This window comes from Lysinibacillus sp. FSL M8-0337, from assembly GCF_038593855.1.
GTDB classification, from domain to species: Bacteria; Bacillota; Bacilli; order Bacillales_A; family Planococcaceae; genus Lysinibacillus; species Lysinibacillus sphaericus_D.
On sequence record NZ_CP151996.1, the window covers coordinates 2375689 to 2393368 of the forward strand.

The window sequence follows — 17680 nt, forward strand, 5'->3', positions numbered from 1 at the left end:
TCCTTTTAGTTTTATTAGTAAATTAATTAACAATTGATTTGCTATAATAACCATGACCATTTACTTTATATTTTTTGCTAGAAATACAAAATAAAATTTTAACCACGTCTTTGTCTGTAAGGTGTGTTATGTTCGTTTTTTCTAGGAGAAAGAATGAACTATTCTCTATAACAAACCACCTTTGTTTGCTTTTATCTATAAATAAAATATAGTATTTTTCAGCTGATATAGCGTTATTTATTTTCTGAAATATCGCCCCAAAATTCCCTGTATTTAATGTTGCTGAAAGCATATCCACCAACCTTTCTTATTTTTTATAAAAAAATCGATTGATACCCAAATAGTAGGAATCAATCGACTTTTATCATTACTTTGTTATCAGCTTATTTTCGTAGCTTCCTTTTTATTGACTAATGCAAAGCCAATCAATCCTTAACTTTTTTCAACAAACCTTGAATGTTTGAAAACACTCTAATGCAAAAGGACAATGTCGACAATTACTTGAAGGACAGGCTGGAAATATTTCATCTTTACTTTCAGGAACCATTGAATACATTTCTAATTTTGAATGAATAGCGTTTGCCAGCCCTAAAGCCCATTGCCTTGCATTTTCCATATCATTCAAATCAAACGTATAACTACTCGCCTTTTTATGACGCAAAAAATATACAGTGCCAATTACTTCTTTAACATGGAACATTTTATGAACCACCCAAGCATATAACCCTAGTTGAAAAGTATCGCGTACACTGTACAGTATATGATTAGTTTTCCAATCTGTAATATATTTACCTCCATTTTCTACAAGATCAATGTAACCCCGAATCTTCGTTCCCTCATTATTTTCATCGAGAACCAACTCAAAATAGACCTCCGTCTCGCCCATCTTGGGATACACGTTAGCATTACTAGCTAAATAAGAAATGGTTTCAATTTTCACTTCTGGATGGAAATCGCATTCTATATAGCCATTTAAAACCGCTTCTGCATGTTCTATTCCATTAACTTTATCCTCAATCGTCTTATGAACAGCTTTCCCTAATGCTAAAGACTCGGTTACTGGTTCCTCATACCCCTCCACATATTTCTTAAAGAATCTGAAAGGACACTGCTCAAACAAATACAACCTTGAGTATGAAAAAATCATTATCTTTCATACCTTTGTATATTTTTTAGTAGCCCTGATAAATAGAAAAAGGATTCTCTATCATACTCTTTAAGTGCAATATCAATAGCATTTAAAATAATTACTTTCTTTGCATCATTAATGATGTTTTCTGTTTCTGTTAGTTGCTGAACTGTTAACATATTAATACCACTCCTTATTCGTAAATTGTCATTTAATAAAATAGAAAAAGGACGGTAAGGTAATTGCCGCCCTCATGATTTTAGAAAGGAAGATCATTTTGATTAACACCACTGTTACTAAATGGTTGTTGTTGACCTCCCCACGTTTGCTGTCCGCTTTGATTAAATTGCTGTTGCTGATTTCCCCATTGTACGTGTTCTCCATTATTCAAGGGTTGTTGCTGTCCATTCCACTGTGGCTGGCCCCCGTATTGCTGTTGCCCTCCCCAGTTTGGCTGCGTATTCGCCACGTTCTGATTATGACCTTCGCCATAATAATGTGGGCTGTTGACTTGTGGATTTTGACCATTTTCACTGTTTGGTTTTGGATCAAGGAACTTTACTGAATCTGCCACGATTTCAGTTACATAAACCCTCTTTCCATCTTGTCCTTCGTAACTTCGAGTTTGTATTCTACCTACAATGCCAACTAGTGAACCTTTACGAGTGAAATTAGCAAGGTTTTCGGCTAATTTATCCCAAGCTTGAACTAAAATAAAATCAGCTTCACGATCTCCCTGATTATTTGTAAATGGACGATTGATAGCAACCGTGAAATTCGCTACAGCTTTCCCTTGTGGTGTATATTTAAATTCAACGTTTTTTGTTAAACGACCAATTCCATTCCAAGTATTCATCTTCTTCTCTCCTTTTAAATTTTATATTAGAAGCTTTATCTGGCTATTCTTTCATTCATTTTCATCTGACTTTCCTTATCTTTTATATATAGAAAGTGAATAAAAGGGATTTGTAAAATAATTTTCGATAAATTAAAATCATGTTGTTGTCTGCATATTTCCCAAGAAATACGAGCAATTTTAACACCATCTATTGCCCAATCCAATCGATAATGCGGCTCTTTTTTATATTCCTCTATCAACCTGGCATAACACGAATAAATCGTTGTCTTTTCACATCGTTCTTTGAGATACAACAATAACTGTTTTCGTCTATTACTTTGATTTTCTAAAAACATAATGACTATAAATTCTGCAAACAGTTCACTCAGCAGATGATTTTCATATCTTTGCCACTCTTTATAAACCAAGTCCCTTTGCTTTTTAAAAGCTGTTTTATTCTTTGGGGAGGGTCGCCACCCGATACATTCCAGTTGACTAGGGCTTAACCTTTCCGCAGGATGTATATTTTTTTGGATTTTACCAAAGTACTTATTTTTTATTTCATGATAGGGTGTTCCTGTTAACTTTGATTCAAAATCAAGAACACCACCCTTACCCCCTTTATCTTTACAAAACCAACATTTATAGACCTGGTCGTGGGTATTTAAAGATAGATAGTACTTTCCATTCTTATTAGCATCCTCATGACAGAAAGGACACTTGGCTAGTGTCTCTTTCTTTCCATAAGTACGAGGATCGATGACAAGACCATGTTCTTCAGCAATATCTAATATTTTAGGCAGCATTATTTAGCACCACCTAACGATACAAAAAAGTTGAACCCATTTTCCTTTCGAATTGCCATTGCAACTTCTTGACCATCGACTAGATGATTTGTTTGCTGAACAGCTTGTTCATCTGGCGTAAAAACCATCATTTGTTCATTGTTACTTAGTTTCGTAACAAACAGCTTCGTATAGGGAATACCAGACGGTGAGTTCCCGCGCTCAATTTGATTGATTAAATATCGCTCTGCACTGCCATTGCTAAATTGTTGTTGATTTTGTGGTTGCGCATTTTGCACATCAATAATATGTTCTAAGAAGTAGAAGCCATTTTCTTGATAAAATGCAATTGTTAAAAGGCTGCCCCATTGAATATCCTTAATTGTTTCTATTAATTGAGCATTATCTTTTACTAAAATCACTACCTCTTCTTGATTAGCAGTTAAGGCACAAATTTTCCCATAAGGTGCATTTTGATTGTTGAACCCTGTCTCATACTGTTTCAAAGTGAAGGTATCATGAATGATAAAGTTAGTAGAACCAATATCATTACTTTGTTTAGGAGATTTCTCTTGTTTACTCTCTGCTGCTTTTATCCAATCAAGTAACATGCCACGAACAGCTTTGTATTTAGTTGCATACAGCCGTTCAAAAGATTTAATACCTAATTGAAGTGATTGAATAATACTATCGATTGGCACATTTCTCATTGATGCAACTTGTGATGCATAGTTCATCAATTCATCCACTTGTTCCCGTGAAATATAATTTGGAACCGTAGCATCCATTTTATTTTGGAAACTATCCGGGTCGTCAGTGTCCGTTGCAATGTTAAATTGTTTCAGAAGAAAATATTTCTCAGCATACGTTAGCGCTTTTCCGACGCCTTTTTCTCCTTCTGTATCGATGCCTTGTGCATAGAAAGGCACTACGATCTGCTCACCTGAATCTACATCAACCCACATAAACTCCATTTTCAATTCAGTTAGTAATTTTAAAGATACTTTTCTATTTCCAAACTTATCGTTATTTTCTACAGGCGTAACAATTACGTTCGAGTCAATAACTTTTGGGAATAACATTAATCCAACTTTATCTAATTGTTCACGAACAGCCCCTAAAACTTGTGAGCTACCTACATAAACATATTGATGACCTTGAGTTGCTTTTTGTAGGTAAGGAACCGTTTTTCTTACTTGGAGTAATTTTTGATAAATGTTTAACTGACTATTTACTTTAAATTCTGCTGTCATTTTTATCTCTCCCATTTTTATGATTTAATAAGAAGCCTGAAATAAACTGTCTATAAACTGTATCTGTTTGTTTGTACATCTCTCCTTCTATAAAATTTTTGGGTACGCAAAAAAGCCGATTAAATTCTAAATAGAATCAATCGACTTTTTAAATATTTACGTGGTAGATTTATTAGTAGCAGCAATCGCAATCTTACGGCTAACAAACTTCTAACGTAAATAACCTATAACAATAATGTATTATGCTAAAAGCATATTTTTACAACTAAGTAACCGTAATTCCTTTTCAGCAGAGAAGCATTAAAAAGAATTTGTGCCGATTCTCCTTCTTCATTTTGAAGGTTTAACGACTTCCACCAAAATAGTGACTACTAATAACAAATTGAATATATTAAAATTATAACAAAATGTGTATGAACGTTCAACACTTTGTGTAACTTGAATTAAAAATTTTTTAATTCTTTTTATATATCTCAAATCACCATCAAAATATTTCACCAGTAAATTTTATAATTCTGAATTCTGTCATTTTCCAATACCCATGATATAATACACTCCTGACAAACCTTAAAGGGTAACCAATTCTTAACTGTGGCGTCGTCATATGCTGCAGTTTTCTATTTTTATTCAATTCGTTTCCTCTTCCACTAGTCTTTCTTCCATAAGTTTTAATAATTAAGAAGCATATTCATCAATTTCAGGTTTAACAGCCTCTCCCACCCTTCACCATACCTTATAAATAATCAAAATATAATGCATTTCTTTCATTACTATCCATAAAGCCACACTTTTAATTATTATATTAGGCTTCCTTCAATCAACAATAATTCAGGTTTATTACTATGTAGCTGCTCTAAGATTTCTTCCGCTGAAATCAACTTCCCATTCTCATCTTTCGTTTGACTAAACATAATAATGGCATAATGTATCTTCATTTTGTTTGTCGAACCAAAACATACGACTTCCACAACAGGCATCCAGCACTCGCTGCATCGCAATACTCCTCCCAAACACTTTTATATTTACTACATAAAAACTATTTCTTGCTTACATATTAGTTAACCATCTAAACTATCCAAATACTCTACTTCTACGAATTCAAAGCGCTCCATCATGTTTGTGTATCCAAAGTTGCAAATAGCATTTTTCCCGAATTTCGATTTAATAAATTGTTCATGCTTTTTCATTGCTGTAATGATTAGTTCTTTATCAACAAATAATTCCGCTTGTTTGAAGTCATCAGTTAGATAGTCGTCTGTTTCATCACAGAAATAGAATTCTTTATCTTGGTTTTCTTGATACTCTTTCTTTAACCGCAATATCCAGCCCGTCTTTAATTCTTCTGTCACCAAAATCCCTCCTTAATAAGACAATAAAAATTACTGATACATGGAATGATTATTTTCAATTCTTGACCGATTTCTCTTCATAAGGTAGTTATTCATCTCTTTTAAATATATATTACTTTTTTAAAACCATAATAATATACACACAAAGTGTAGGTAAATAAAAAAATATTCAAAACGTATATTTTATAAATTTACATAAAAAAATTTCTAAATAAAATTAATCGTTTTTTATATTTACTATAATTAGTTTACTAGTAGTAGCAATCTTTATAGGCTACAAACTTTTAACGTCTCTTATTAATAATAATGCACTTTTCTACATAGTATATTTTAAAATTAAATAACCTAAATTTCTTTTAGCAGAAAAAACATTGGAAAGAAAATGTGCCGAATCTCCTGCTTCATCTTGAAGGTCTATCGACTTCTATCACATTAGTGGCTAGAATAACAAATTGAATATGCTAAAATCACAACAAATCTAGTATATGAGTTCAACATTTTGTATAACTCATTGCGATGTTTTTAGTATAAAAATGAATTTTACACTATTATGGTGTACTATTATCTAATATCAATATTATAGAAAAAATGATAATTAAAGGTTACAGTAAAAAAAGAACATGCTTTTAATTTTAAAGAAGGTGGGAAAAGGATTATGAACAAAAAAAAATGGCTATTATTTTCAACTCTTCTATTTATCTTATTAGTATCTACTTATGGTATATATGATTTTCTTGATGTCGATTTAGACGAATTACCCGAAGGTGAATTATTATCAGAGCATCCTTCCCCAAGTGGAGATTACATTGCTAGGGCATTCTTAATAGACCAAGGGGGTGCTACAGTAAGAACAGCATTACGTGTGGAAATTGATTATGGACATAAAACAAAGACAATTTATTGGTGCTATGATGAAAATAAGGTTAATTTAAAATGGTTAGGAAAAAATACAATTGAAATAAATAATCATAAATTAGACATTTTCAAAGATACCTATAACTGGAAAGAAGATCCTGACTGGGAAAATAAAAGAGGAGAATATTAGTAGTAATCAAAAAACAAATATTTACATTTTATCAATAAAAAGTTTTACAAATCGACAAAATACCTTTATTATTAATTTGTACCAAAAAATAACAATAAAGGGGTTGTTTTTTTGAAGAAAATTTTTTTAACAATTGTAAGTATTTTATTTGTAGCACTATTAGGTAACTCTAATGTTTCTGCAAAAGAAGTACTAACGGAACCAGAAGTATATGACTTTCCAGAATTACAAAAGTATGTAGTAGAAAGATTCAATGATTTACTGAAGTTAGATGGTGAAGGAAAACTATACATTACTGATATAAGCTCTTTAATATTGAATGAAAATACCAAGCAACAATATCTAGAGGACCTTAAAGATATTAATAGAGGTGTTGAACTAGGTGTACTTGACTTTAATTCCGAACTAATTCCTGTACAGTCAAACAGACATTTAGAAATGATAGATAATAGTATTGAACAAGGATTTCTTATTAATACTTTTGCAGATCCTGATCAGCCTCCAACTTATGGTCTTGGTGCCGTGGCATCAAACAATGCTCAAATGATGAAGGATACATACCGATCATATATTAAATCTGGTATGGATCCAAACTCTGCATTCATTGCAGTTGGTATTTATTTTACTAATAAGGTTAAAAGCGGTGGAGAATGGGATCTAAAAAAAGGGCTTGGTTTAACTAAAACTTATAGAGCTATTGTCGGTACCAAATCTTATCTTATTACTGGTGAAGATTTGGGGAATATCCATTATGGATATGTAGGTAGCACTACGTTCGGTCCAACTGTTTTAAAAACTGCGGCAGGCTTAGCACAAATAACGGATGGTACAGCTAAAAAGGAATGGTGGGCTACTTATTTTGACGATCCAAGAGATCAGATTGCTATTCAAAGAGGTATTGATTGGTATAATACAGGTACTTTAAAATAGTTATTTGGATAGATGTATTAGCTACAATTGCTTTTACATCTATCATTTTAATAATTCCCTTTACGAAAAAAACTTTTTGGTTTCTTGTTTGGCATCTATGTAAGATGACAAAATCGCTCCTTCATCATTTGTTAACTTATTATAATTTTTTGCCACCCCGTTTATGATAACTATTACCATAAATCTCTTCACACTTTTCCCAAGATTTAAAAATATAAATCCCCCCTTTTGAAGTTGATTTTTAATAGTTATTGTCTCATTAGTTAAATATTGTACTTTTAAAAAAATCTTAAGCAAATTCCTTCATATAAATACCAGTGTAAGGAATGGATCGCATTTACAAATATTCATTGCAAAAGAAGATTTCTATTATATTAAGATTTAGTACAATAGATTGTTACTAGATACTTTTTTTCTGACTCACTTAATCAAAAATCTAAATAACAAATAGATTCTAAACCAGATTCCAATCCTAAATTACCTGCTTTTTTACCATGGCATAATATAGTTACTTTTTATTTTTCTCACAAAAACCTAATACTAATAAAATTAGTACTAGAATAAGTAAAATATAAAACACCCTTAAAATGCTATTGATACTATTTTCTTTAGATTTTTTGTCTTGACTTTGAATTATATTTGAATCTTCCAATGAACCGTCATCTTTTAAATCCGTAGAGGATTTGAGATACATGGTTATATATAAACTTTTTTCCAATTTTGTTAAGCCAAAATGCCTTGATTCCATTAGTTCTTTATCCTTTGAACTTAACTGATTGTAGTAAATCGTATCAAAGTATGCTAATATTTCATTTGCGTCTTCTTTATCAAAATCCACTAGTTCTAAATTCATAGTAGAAATCCTTTCTTTCATCATCGCAAAACCAGTAGTAGGATTAATTAACACCCACATCCTTCCACCAAACGAAAATTCATCACCATTTCTCAAATCCTTCAAACTTCTAAATTTCAATAAACCTTGCTTTGATTTTTCTTCTTTCTTAATTTCCTTTACTTCATTCATTGTTTCAGTTATAGAAATATCATTATCAGGAATTATTATCGGTTCACTTGGTGTCTGGACTTCGGCTTCGTTGGCATCATTAACTTTTAATTCAATAGAACTCTCTGCCGCTCCCCTTTCAGCTAGTAGAAATACACCAGAAATAAAAAATAAAATAGTAACTAAAATAAACATTTCCTTTATCATTCTGTATTTGTACATAACTTATCTCCTTATTTTGAAAGTAATTTAGGTTTTATAGAAAAATGTAAAAAGGACTCCCAAAAGGAAGCCCTTACTTTTACTAATATCGATTATTAGGAGTCTTATTTTCTTGAAAAATCTCTAAAAAATCCTCATTTGCATATGATTGCTTTTTCTCCAACAGCCATTGATCTGCAAAATTCGTGACTTCTTTGAACGCGAATGACACTGAACAATCATTATTTATCCCAGCCGCAAAAGAGTTAAATGCCATGTTAAGGGTCTTTTCAGCCGCTTCTAAATTCGAAATATTTCTTTTCTGTATTTGACCTATAGTTACCAATGTCTTATAGAGTGCTTTTAAAGCATCCAGATTGTCTTTATGAATAACAATCGTAAATAGTATTTCAGACTTTCCTAGAGTTTCTTTTAACGGAGGATGTTTTTTATGCTCTTTCGCTGTAAATTCAGCAGTTGGCTTTAAAGTTATCACCATTTCCGCATCTATATCCATTGTGCCTGTTTCCAAAGAGATACGGTCGAATACATACGAACTATAATCATAACGATTTAACACATTTCGTTTATTTTCAGTATGTGTACCATCCATATGAATCAAGGCACGATTCGTAAAACAATATTCATTTGTTTTAGTCTGAATTAAATAAAAAATCTCTTCCAAATGATCTAATATATAGTTATTAGCAAGTGTATTTTCTAAATCTTCATCCGCAACAAATACACCGATATTTGATAAACCGAACGCACTTGAAGCTAAACGTTTAAACATCTCGAATCCTCCTATACTATTTTCTTTTTTATAGTTTCACAGAACATTAAAAAGGTAGCCTTTCGATGCAAAGGCTACCTTTCATACTCTTATTGAAATATCCAGTTTCTTTTTTTGTGTAAAGTACAGAAGCAGCAAAATAGCTGCCTGGGTAATCAATAGGACGGCTAAACTGACAGTGGTATAACTCAAGAAGATATCCCATAAATCTGCGACCATAAAACGTAACAGAATTGGAATGAGCGCCACTAATCCCAATAATACATAGACATTCTTCGCAAAGGACTTTCGTTTTTTGTATAATTCATCCCTTTTATCCAATTCGAACATCATATTTTTTTGAACAGAATCAAATAATTCTTGTGGATCTCCACCATGTTCATAACTAATTATTAGATTTTGATGAAACTGATCCAATGATGGGAATTTATATTTCGAAAAATGTTCTGTTTGTAATATAGCCTCCCTTTCAAGTCCTTTCACAACTTTCTCAACATCTTTTTGAATAGATAAAACTGTTAGTGTTGGTAACGTTGAATTTAATGAATACATCACATTTTCACCTGTCTGTAAAAAGAACTTCATGTTTGTAACATATTTTAATAAATTACTAAGCTGTTCCTGATATCGATTTAATTTCTTCGACTGATAGGAATAGACATAGAAGAAAAAGAGTAACCCAACAATTCCAAAAATGATACTCACCGTATTATTTTTGGATATCAGATAAAAGTAGCCGAAACTAAAAGCGTATAATGCAGCAAATAGAAAGATAAGCTCCACTAGACTATAAATATCTTTTATATTATTTATAAAAATACGAAATCTAGACATTTGTCAGTTCTTCCTTTCTCTTTGAATATGCTAAGTTTGATATGAACATTTCAGGCAATAAATGGACTAATTGTTTATCCTTGATTCCTTCTAAACTTTTTTCAGATAACGGATTGAAAATTTCTTTAGCATAATACTGACCACTTTTTTTGTCATATTTTTGCATATGACGATACAGATAAGTCCCCTTCGCACCTTTCTCTGTATAGTCTGTGTACTCCATAATTTCTTTTATTCGACGAACAATCATGCCATTTTCAATTGTATACTGCATGTAGATGCCAAAACGTAAAAACTCAATGATTTCTCTCCCTACAATTAAATCACTCATAATTGCATAGGCAGGAGCCTGGCGTATCATTGGTACTAAACGTGAAGGAACATTTGCAGCACCTTTTGCGTGAATTGTCGTGATAATCGCATGGTCTGTTTTGACACTATCTAAGATATCTGCCGCTTCTGCACCTCGTGTTTCAGATATAATGATCCAATCGGGATTGTTACGTAATGCCGCCTTTATTAAGTCTGACATGGTGATTTTTTTTGTTCGATCTTCCGAAAGTAACGTTTGCCATCCGTATATAAATTTCTCTGGATACAGTGCCTTAATATGACTATCTCTAGTATCTTCAATTAGTGCAATGATTTTTGTGTCATCAATCGGTCTCACAAGCATTTTTTGAAGTTCCGTTTTTCCCGAACCAGTTCGTCCAGCAATAATAATGTTGCTTTCTGCCATAATTAAGACATTTAATAAATCCTCAATATCTTTATTATTTCCATAGGTCATTTCGGATAAGGAAGCTACAGCAAGCCTTGGTCTCGAAATCCGCAGTGCAAGTGATCGACCATCAGGGCTGACCGCTTCATGCACAGCATTTACACGAATAAAGCCAAACTCTGTATCTAAAATAGGCTGCGTATCGGTGATTGTTTTCCGTTGTAAATCGGCAATTTGCTTTGTTAACTTTTTTATTTCTTCTATATCCGGTTTTTCATCAACCATGATTGCTCCTTTTTGATTATGTTGAATTCTTAACTTTTCTGAATCGAAATTTATGTCGGTAACGCCCTCATCTTTTAAATATTTCCCTACAAAACTTCCTTCTAAAATTTCTGATATACGGTTTTGATATTCAGTCATAAGAACACCTCTTTTTCAAAAGTATTTTTTATTGACCAATATTAGAAATGGAGCCTGATATGCCACCCATATAATACATAAATAAAACGCCAGCAAATCCTATTACTGTAAACAAAGAAATAAAGATTGGAATATACCCTAAGTACTCCATACTGGACATTTTCCTTTCAATCATTTCATCCACTTTGTTTTTTTGAATTTCTGAAATATACTCTCGCAATTCTTTTAACGCTTCTTTTTTCACCCCATATTCCGAAAACTGATAAATCATGTCCATAATCATGTACGATTCACCCGTACCAATATATTCTGCAAATTTTAAGTAGTCCTCACGTTTATTAGCTTGTTCTATTTTTACAATTAAATCTTCTAATCTTCCTTTCAATGGCTCTCTTGTATAAGGTAAGACACCTACAAATGTTTGATATACATTACCTGAAATCGGAAGTAATGCATCAAAACTTTGTAGAAACTCTGGAAAAAGGTATGAATTGAGAACATCATCTTTTTTCCTTTTCGATAGCAAATTGTAGTAAGGAATTTTATATCCGACTATTAAAGCAATGATTGGGATAAAGAATAAATCGTATCGCTGCATGTACACAATTAACATACTTGCAAGTAACATATATGCTATGGCGAAAATTAAACGTACCTTTAAAAAGTTACTTGATTCTTTTTTATAGTATTTTAAGGTATCTTTTAATCTTGCTTCTCTGATTAACTCTGTAATCATACGGTGATCCTCCTTTATCTTTAGCCTTCTACATTCGTTTCATATTAAACACTTTATTTTGTGTGTTTAATGTTATTTCTTGAAAAACACCCTTATATTTATAACTGTAGGAAATATAGATTGTCTCTCCGTACCCAACTGCACCTGTTACAGGCGTTCCATGTTTATCTTTAAAATCGATCAAAAACCCTTTGGAGGACGCTTTATGGATATAAATAGATACTTTACCTGTAACGCCACCTTCTTCTTTCACTAATTCCGATACTTCCGATGTGACTTTCAAAAATGCGTTTTCATGAAGAGAGTCAATCCAGAAGTTTAGAATACCAGGTACAAATATTGCGACAAAAAGAACCATGGCAATTAATGCACCTTTTAATTCACCCATAATGAAACACCACCTGTCTGTTTTAATTTTCACTACTGCCAGGCTTCATATTCCAAGGTCATATTATATTGATAATAGTTCGTTTGCCTTGTATTGGTTGAAGCGGGTTTTGTCACAGTACCGCGATATTTATACACCCGCGTGTCAACAGTAGGCTTTTCTACAATCCCTCTATACTTGTACACTCTTGTATCCGTTTCTGGATGTGTAACTGTTCCTTTATAATTTTGTACAAATTCATAAACACGAGTGTCTATTTCGGGTCTTTTCACGATTCCACGATATTTATATACACGAGTATCTTGCGCATCCTTAGTGACGACCCCTACATATTCTTGGATAAACGTATAATAATCAGCGTTAAATATTGCCTTAAAGTGTCTAGCATATTCACCTGATTTCTTATCAAAAAAAGTAGATGAAGTGAATTGGAGACTCACTAGTTCTACATTTTGATAACCTTGTTTTTCTAAAGAGCCTATTACTAAATCATTAATTAGGTTTTTACTGTATCGAGTTGTTAATTGTTCATCCGTGAGATAAGCAATTTCTGATTCACTAGTACTATTAAGTCGAAAAGCACTATCAGCTGTACTTAGAGTTTGAATTGCCTTAGCTGTTGCATAGGGCTGGCCTGTTGCTTGGAGATTTCCAGTGTACATTGCAGAGTCTTTTAACCCATTAGAAGCACCCATTTGTGGGTCATAATTAATTGTTTTAAGTGGTGATAGTTGAGAAACATTATAACCGTAATAAGGGCGTTTCCAACTGATGGCCTTCGTATCTTCCGGAATATACTCTCCACTTTCCACATATTTTTCTAGTGTGCCTGTGTAACCGTCTTTGTTATAATTTTGGATTTCTAAACCTTCTACATATTTTTCATCTGCTGGAATATACTTTCCGCTTCTTAATTTCTCTATAACGTCCCCATCTTTCATTAAAGTACCAACATAACCACCACTCGAATAGTCAAGCGTTTTGGGAATTGTATCAAGTCCTTCTTCCCTTACTTCTCCTGTGTATTCTTGTTTATACTGATAAACACGTGTATCCTTTTCTGGTTTCGTTACTGTTCCTGCATAAGTTTGTCGAAATTCAAATATCCTAGTATCAACTGCTGGCTTTGTTACATAACCACGATATTTAAATAGTTGTGTATCCGGTCTTGTGACTACCCCTTCAAAAATCGCTTCGTAAAGGTGTCCATCCACTCTAATAACAACGTTCGCTTCACGTTTATAACTATACGCTGTTCCTTTATCATTGAACGAACCACTTTGTACTGGACCTTTCCATGCAAATGACGCAATTGTTGGGTTCACAAAATAATTACCGTCTGCATTATTTGGCCCAAAAGTGTTCGCGATATCTTGTCGTGTTTTTTCATAGTCAACTTGTGTAAATTCGATTGCATTTGCATCAGTTGAATAATACGTATATTGAATATCAAGTACCACTGATTGAGGAACAGTCTTCCATACCTCGGTTTTCTTAGTTAAAGTACCTGTATAGCCTTCTTGATTATAAGGATAGCTTGGCTGAATATTTACTCGCTTGTGCCATGTTGGATGTTCTGTTTTTGCAGTGATTTGTTGAACTCTCGAATCCGCTGGTGTTCCACTTACGAGATATTTTTCAAGTGTGCCAGTGTAGTTATCCTGCTGATAATAAGGTGAATCATGATTCCTTATATATTTTTGCTCCGCAGGTATATATCCACCAGAAACAACAGTACTTGTGGGAGAACCATACTTATATAACGTGCCGTCGAAATTCTCCTTCGAATAACTTAATGTCTCTGGGAACTTTTTTTCTTTAGATGTTATTGATTCGATTACATTCTTACTTTGAGCCGGTGAATATTCCCCCTTTACTACTTGTCTCATGACATGACCTGATTTGGATAATGTGCCTTTGAATCCACCTTTGTTGTATTCCATTGTATTTGGAAACATATTTTCATCAGAGGTAATCGTTTCGGAAACACGTTTTGATTTAGCTGCAGAATAATTTTCTAACGTTAGTGACTGTGTAACTTCCTTGCTATCCTCCTGTAAGTAATTACCGCTTGCAAGATACTTTTCTAGTTTTCCGACATAGCCATCTTCGTTATAATCTGGTGAATCGTGTTCTTTGATTTCTTTTGTTTCTCCTTCGATATACTCTCCACTCACTACATACTTTTCAAGTGTTCCTGAATAACCGTCCTTGTCATAAAAAGGACCATCATAATCATCCACAAACTTTGTATCCGCGGCTTCACCTTCATGAATTTGGGTTTGTCTTGTTGGAGAACCATTTTTCATACGAATGGTTACATTTTCTCCAACTACATTTACAACTTGAGCTGATCCCGTTTCACTTACTAGACGTCTAATCCCTTTTAATCCTGGAACTTTAAATGTTTGAAAGAAATCATTTTGATTAGTTGTTTCATCTGATTGCAATGTAATTGTTTTAATAACACCACCATCTAAATTATTGCCGCTTCCTTGACTATTACGTTTTAAAATTTCTATCGTATTTTTTGTCGTTAACGTTCTGTCTATAAATACATTCGTATATTTGTAAGTATAATTAGATACGATGGTTTCCCCAAAATCGACAGTTTGAGAAATGCTACGGCCATTGCTGTCTTTAAACGAAATGGTATAACCTCTTTTTTGCAGTTCATTGACCGTATTTGCGACTTTTTCAGTAACGCCGCCTTCTTCTTTAACCAGTTCACCAACTTCGGCTGTAACTTTCATAAAAGCATGTTGATGTAGAGAATCTAAACCAAACATAAATAATCCTGGCGCAATAAAAGCGATAAATAATATTAAAACCTTTAGAGCACCTTTATGTTCGCCCATACATACACCACCTTTTCTTTTTTTAATTAAATATTTCTACTCATTTAATGTGTTTATTGTTAAGTGTCTTTCGGCTGTTGCTTTGATTTCGTCCTTATTATTTTTAAATTGGACGATTAATTGAAGCCCCCTCATATCACTTTCATTTTCAGTTACATTTCCGCTTCTATCTAAAAAAACATATTGTAAATCGATATTGTAACGATGATTCTTTTGAACATTTGCAACATTTGTTGTTAAGTTCGATATGACTTCTTCTTTATCAAAATATAAATAACCATCATCGGATTCTTCCAGTTCACTTCTTATTAAACCTACACTTAGATTTTCTGCTAATGCTTCAATTTCTGAAGTAGTTCGAACTGCAGCATGTTGCAGTATCGATGTATAGGTAATAATGAACACTAGGAAGAGAATTAGGAAAAACCAAAATGACCATTTAAATGGTGTAGACACCTTTCCTACCTCCTTTCTATTGAATTAAGTTATTGAAAAAAGCCCTCGACATAAAATCGAAGGGCTTTTTGAAAAGGATAGAATGTGATAATAAATAACATACAAAGGTATACATCTTCTGCATCAACTCTCCCTAGCTATTTAGTAGCTATATTAGGGCGATGGTAAAATATTGTTAACCAACGAAGTGAAGTTGGTTCCAATCGTTGTTAGTAATGGCCCAATCGTATCTCGACCAAATGTTACCCACAAACCAAATAGTAAAAGCACAGCGATAATAATTGTTAATGATCCCTTATGCTCTCCCATTAAATCTCTCCTTTCTTCTGTATAAATTGCTATTTAATTGTTAAGTAATCAAGGAAAATGTTATTTCCTTATGCTTTTACTTTATCAACCCTAGGGCATATCGAAGTCCATGAAAAGTACTTAAAAAGTATACAAAAAGTACTTGGTAAGTACACAAATAGTTCGCCGTTATTGATTCATTAAAGATAGACCTAACCAATATAAAGCTTCTTTCTTTTGCTTATAATAATTGGATCTTCCTATGTGTAGTTCTGAATAGATAAAATCATCAATGGGGAAGCGGCCATTTGATTCTAGTTGTAAATATTTCTTTCGAATAATCTCTTGATGTAATGCAGGTAACACTTGTAATCTTGAGTGAAAGAAATCAAGTTTTGCTTTATTAATCGATTTTTCTTCTGATTCCTTTGAGTCCATATAAGTATTTGTATACGCACGTAAATGCATCTCATAATACTTTTCAATCCATACCTTCATTACATAGTCAATAACAGCTTCACGGTCCTCCATTGAAATAGAACTGATTTCATTTGCACTTCGATTTAATTCTTTTCCTGAATAATTATTAACGGTCATAAATTTTTGATAGTCTAACTTTGTAAGTTTGTTTTTTTCCATATAATTAAAAATGGAAGCCAACTGCTCAAATACATCAGATGAAATAAATTCCTCCTTCACTCTTTCATTTTTGTTACTATCCATATCCACTTTAACGGTGTAAGGGACGTTATTTACACAAAGCATTCCATTATAATAGGTTTTATAAATCACCATCTCAACTAACTTTGTTGAGTTAGTTTCCGTCTGTTTTCCTTTCATTTTTTTAAATTGCATCCCCAATTACTATCACTCCGTTTCCTTTATCTCTTAATCATTTGGCATTTACTAAATTCGCCTTTTCCCTTAGAAACTCGCCATCTTCGATAAAATAAAATAAGTTTTGAATCTGGTCGACATCATTGTATATATCTTCATCTAATGCAATTCGAATTTTCAGTTTGGATAAATGCCATTTTAATGGCTCCAAATGACGTAGTGATTCAGTCAAAATTATTACACGCTCATCGAAATGTTCATTCCATTTGAAAAACATACTCAAATCATTTGTCTCATCTCGCACAACATAGACATAAAATAATCTATCGTTTAAGGTAACTGCCCCTGTAAACGGTTTTGGGGCTGGCTGAACGAGGACAGTAGCTGACTTACGAAATTGTTTATATAACTGGAAAAACAGAATGCATTTTAAAACATCTTCTATTCTAAGTGAAATCCAATAGTTCAACTGATAGCTTTCTTCTATCCCAGCCATAACTGCGCCATTTACGCCAAGAGTATAGATTGGAATCACTTGATGATTTACCTTTAGTTCATGCCTAATAATTTTCTGTTCGATTACCATACTTTTCAGTCTTTTTTTATCAAGGGAAAACAATTTTTGTAGTTGCTGCCCACTGATGACACCTACAGCAGCTAATGCTTTTAAAGCTAGTAACTCTTTTGGCGATTCTCCATTAAAATATTCCATTCTTTTAAAATTCGAAGGTAATCTAGTCCAGTATAAAGACCAATTCCGTGATACTGAGAATGGACTTTCAGCCATATAGATATACACTCCTTTCAACTAAT

21 protein-coding genes are annotated in these 17680 nt (G+C 32.8%); 2 read left to right on the forward strand and 19 right to left on the reverse strand.

Features of this window, described 5'->3' with window-relative positions; genetic code table 11:
- Positions 1 to 22: 22 nt before the first annotated feature.
- The 8 genes from MKY08_RS11240 to MKY08_RS11275 all read right to left on the reverse strand — a co-directional run bounded on the left by MKY08_RS11240 (position 23) and on the right by MKY08_RS11275 (position 5354).
- Positions 23 to 292: a hypothetical protein gene (locus MKY08_RS11240; protein ID WP_069512486.1), complete on the reverse strand. Its 270-nt coding sequence runs from the start codon at positions 290 to 292 to the stop codon at positions 23 to 25.
- 150 nt (positions 293 to 442) lie between these two features.
- Positions 443 to 1147 carry a PD-(D/E)XK nuclease family protein gene (locus MKY08_RS11245; protein WP_069512485.1) on the reverse strand — a complete coding sequence of 235 codons (705 nt, stop codon included), beginning with the start codon at positions 1145 to 1147 and terminating at the stop codon, positions 443 to 445.
- Positions 1147 to 1308: a hypothetical protein gene (locus MKY08_RS11250; protein ID WP_176723207.1), complete on the reverse strand. Its 162-nt coding sequence runs from the start codon at positions 1306 to 1308 to the stop codon at positions 1147 to 1149. Before MKY08_RS11250 ends, MKY08_RS11245 begins: the two co-directional genes overlap by 1 nt.
- An 80-nt stretch (positions 1309 to 1388) precedes the next feature.
- A complete protein-coding gene (gene ssb / locus MKY08_RS11255; RefSeq protein ID WP_069512484.1) occupies positions 1389 to 1985 on the reverse strand; it encodes a single-stranded DNA-binding protein in 597 nt (198 codons plus the stop codon).
- 35 nt (positions 1986 to 2020) lie between these two features.
- Complete coding sequence (locus tag MKY08_RS11260; RefSeq protein WP_069512483.1) at positions 2021 to 2773, reverse strand: hypothetical protein; 753 nt, start codon at positions 2771 to 2773, stop codon at positions 2021 to 2023.
- A complete protein-coding gene (locus MKY08_RS11265) occupies positions 2773 to 4005 on the reverse strand; it encodes an ERF family protein (protein WP_069512482.1) in 1233 nt (410 codons plus the stop codon). The genes MKY08_RS11260 and MKY08_RS11265 overlap by 1 nt, the downstream gene beginning before the upstream one ends.
- Positions 4006 to 4802: 797 nt before the next feature.
- A complete protein-coding gene (locus MKY08_RS11270) occupies positions 4803 to 5003 on the reverse strand; it encodes a hypothetical protein (protein ID WP_176723206.1) in 201 nt (66 codons plus the stop codon).
- 60 nt (positions 5004 to 5063) lie between these two features.
- On the reverse strand, positions 5064 to 5354 hold the full coding sequence (locus MKY08_RS11275) for a hypothetical protein (protein ID WP_069512480.1): 291 nt from the start codon (positions 5352 to 5354) through the stop codon (positions 5064 to 5066).
- A gap of 655 nt (positions 5355 to 6009) precedes the next feature.
- Here MKY08_RS11275 and MKY08_RS11280 point away from each other — a divergent pair.
- Both MKY08_RS11280 and MKY08_RS11285 read left to right on the forward strand, forming a co-directional pair.
- Positions 6010 to 6399, forward strand: coding sequence for a DUF5412 family protein (locus MKY08_RS11280; RefSeq protein WP_069512479.1), 390 nt, complete (start codon positions 6010 to 6012; stop codon positions 6397 to 6399).
- 111 nt (positions 6400 to 6510) lie between these two features.
- Complete coding sequence (locus MKY08_RS11285; RefSeq protein ID WP_069512478.1) at positions 6511 to 7329, forward strand: polymorphic toxin type 44 domain-containing protein; 819 nt, start codon at positions 6511 to 6513, stop codon at positions 7327 to 7329.
- A 508-nt stretch (positions 7330 to 7837) separates the two neighbouring features.
- Here MKY08_RS11285 and MKY08_RS11290 read toward each other — a convergent pair.
- The 11 genes from MKY08_RS11290 to MKY08_RS11340 form a co-directional block, all read right to left on the reverse strand.
- The gene (locus tag MKY08_RS11290) at positions 7838 to 8554 is read right to left on the reverse strand and encodes a hypothetical protein (RefSeq protein WP_069512476.1); all 717 of its coding nucleotides are present in this window, start codon (positions 8552 to 8554) and stop codon (positions 7838 to 7840) included.
- Positions 8555 to 8636: 82 nt separating this feature from the next.
- Positions 8637 to 9326 (reverse strand): PH domain-containing protein, encoded by a 690-nt coding sequence (locus tag MKY08_RS11295; RefSeq protein ID WP_069512475.1) that lies wholly within the window; start codon positions 9324 to 9326, stop codon positions 8637 to 8639.
- Between the two features lie 81 nt (positions 9327 to 9407).
- A complete protein-coding gene (locus tag MKY08_RS11300; RefSeq protein WP_069512474.1) occupies positions 9408 to 10160 on the reverse strand; it encodes a hypothetical protein in 753 nt (250 codons plus the stop codon).
- Positions 10153 to 11304, reverse strand: a complete 1152-nt coding sequence (locus tag MKY08_RS11305) for an ATPase, T2SS/T4P/T4SS family (protein ID WP_069512473.1) — start codon at positions 11302 to 11304, stop codon at positions 10153 to 10155. The genes MKY08_RS11300 and MKY08_RS11305 overlap by 8 nt, the downstream gene beginning before the upstream one ends.
- 28 nt (positions 11305 to 11332) lie before the next feature.
- Positions 11333 to 12040 (reverse strand): hypothetical protein, encoded by a 708-nt coding sequence (locus tag MKY08_RS11310; RefSeq protein WP_069512472.1) that lies wholly within the window; start codon positions 12038 to 12040, stop codon positions 11333 to 11335.
- A 28-nt stretch (positions 12041 to 12068) separates the two neighbouring features.
- Entirely contained in the window at positions 12069 to 12428 is a 360-nt protein-coding gene (locus tag MKY08_RS11315) for a hypothetical protein (RefSeq protein WP_069512471.1), read from the reverse strand.
- 32 nt (positions 12429 to 12460) lie between these two features.
- Entirely contained in the window at positions 12461 to 15286 is a 2826-nt protein-coding gene (locus MKY08_RS11320) for a hypothetical protein (RefSeq protein ID WP_069512470.1), read from the reverse strand.
- A gap of 36 nt (positions 15287 to 15322) precedes the next feature.
- Positions 15323 to 15742: a hypothetical protein gene (locus MKY08_RS11325; protein ID WP_069512469.1), complete on the reverse strand. Its 420-nt coding sequence runs from the start codon at positions 15740 to 15742 to the stop codon at positions 15323 to 15325.
- Positions 15743 to 15895: 153 nt separating this feature from the next.
- Positions 15896 to 16051, reverse strand: coding sequence for a hypothetical protein (locus tag MKY08_RS11330; RefSeq protein ID WP_176723205.1), 156 nt, complete (start codon positions 16049 to 16051; stop codon positions 15896 to 15898).
- A 168-nt stretch (positions 16052 to 16219) separates the two neighbouring features.
- Complete coding sequence (locus MKY08_RS11335) at positions 16220 to 16891, reverse strand: hypothetical protein (protein ID WP_069512468.1); 672 nt, start codon at positions 16889 to 16891, stop codon at positions 16220 to 16222.
- A gap of 31 nt (positions 16892 to 16922) precedes the next feature.
- Positions 16923 to 17654 carry a hypothetical protein gene (locus MKY08_RS11340; RefSeq protein WP_069512467.1) on the reverse strand — a complete coding sequence of 244 codons (732 nt, stop codon included), beginning with the start codon at positions 17652 to 17654 and terminating at the stop codon, positions 16923 to 16925.
- Between the last annotated feature and the right edge of the window lie 26 nt (positions 17655 to 17680).

Excerpts from the sequence above, each read along its gene's own strand:
- MKY08_RS11240 (WP_069512486.1), bottom strand. The coding sequence starts at position 292 with ATGCTTTCAGCAACATTAAATACAGGGAATTTTGGGGCGATATTTCAG.
- MKY08_RS11245 (WP_069512485.1), bottom strand. The coding sequence starts at position 1,147 with ATGATTTTTTCATACTCAAGGTTGTATTTGTTTGAGCAGTGTCCTTTC.
- MKY08_RS11250 (WP_176723207.1), bottom strand. The coding sequence starts at position 1,308 with ATGTTAACAGTTCAGCAACTAACAGAAACAGAAAACATCATTAATGAT.
- ssb (WP_069512484.1), bottom strand. The coding sequence starts at position 1,985 with ATGAATACTTGGAATGGAATTGGTCGTTTAACAAAAAACGTTGAATTT.
- MKY08_RS11260 (WP_069512483.1), bottom strand. The coding sequence starts at position 2,773 with ATGCTGCCTAAAATATTAGATATTGCTGAAGAACATGGTCTTGTCATC.
- MKY08_RS11265 (WP_069512482.1), bottom strand. The coding sequence starts at position 4,005 with ATGACAGCAGAATTTAAAGTAAATAGTCAGTTAAACATTTATCAAAAA.
- MKY08_RS11280 (WP_069512479.1), top strand. The coding sequence starts at position 6,010 with ATGAACAAAAAAAAATGGCTATTATTTTCAACTCTTCTATTTATCTTA.
- MKY08_RS11290 (WP_069512476.1), bottom strand. The coding sequence starts at position 8,554 with ATGTACAAATACAGAATGATAAAGGAAATGTTTATTTTAGTTACTATT.
- MKY08_RS11295 (WP_069512475.1), bottom strand. The coding sequence starts at position 9,326 with ATGTTTAAACGTTTAGCTTCAAGTGCGTTCGGTTTATCAAATATCGGT.
- MKY08_RS11300 (WP_069512474.1), bottom strand. The coding sequence starts at position 10,160 with ATGTCTAGATTTCGTATTTTTATAAATAATATAAAAGATATTTATAGT.
- MKY08_RS11305 (WP_069512473.1), bottom strand. The coding sequence starts at position 11,304 with ATGACTGAATATCAAAACCGTATATCAGAAATTTTAGAAGGAAGTTTT.
- MKY08_RS11310 (WP_069512472.1), bottom strand. The coding sequence starts at position 12,040 with ATGATTACAGAGTTAATCAGAGAAGCAAGATTAAAAGATACCTTAAAA.
- MKY08_RS11315 (WP_069512471.1), bottom strand. The coding sequence starts at position 12,428 with ATGGGTGAATTAAAAGGTGCATTAATTGCCATGGTTCTTTTTGTCGCA.
- MKY08_RS11320 (WP_069512470.1), bottom strand. The coding sequence starts at position 15,286 with ATGGGCGAACATAAAGGTGCTCTAAAGGTTTTAATATTATTTATCGCT.
- MKY08_RS11330 (WP_176723205.1), bottom strand. The coding sequence starts at position 16,051 with ATGGGAGAGCATAAGGGATCATTAACAATTATTATCGCTGTGCTTTTA.
- MKY08_RS11340 (WP_069512467.1), bottom strand. The coding sequence starts at position 17,654 with ATGGCTGAAAGTCCATTCTCAGTATCACGGAATTGGTCTTTATACTGG.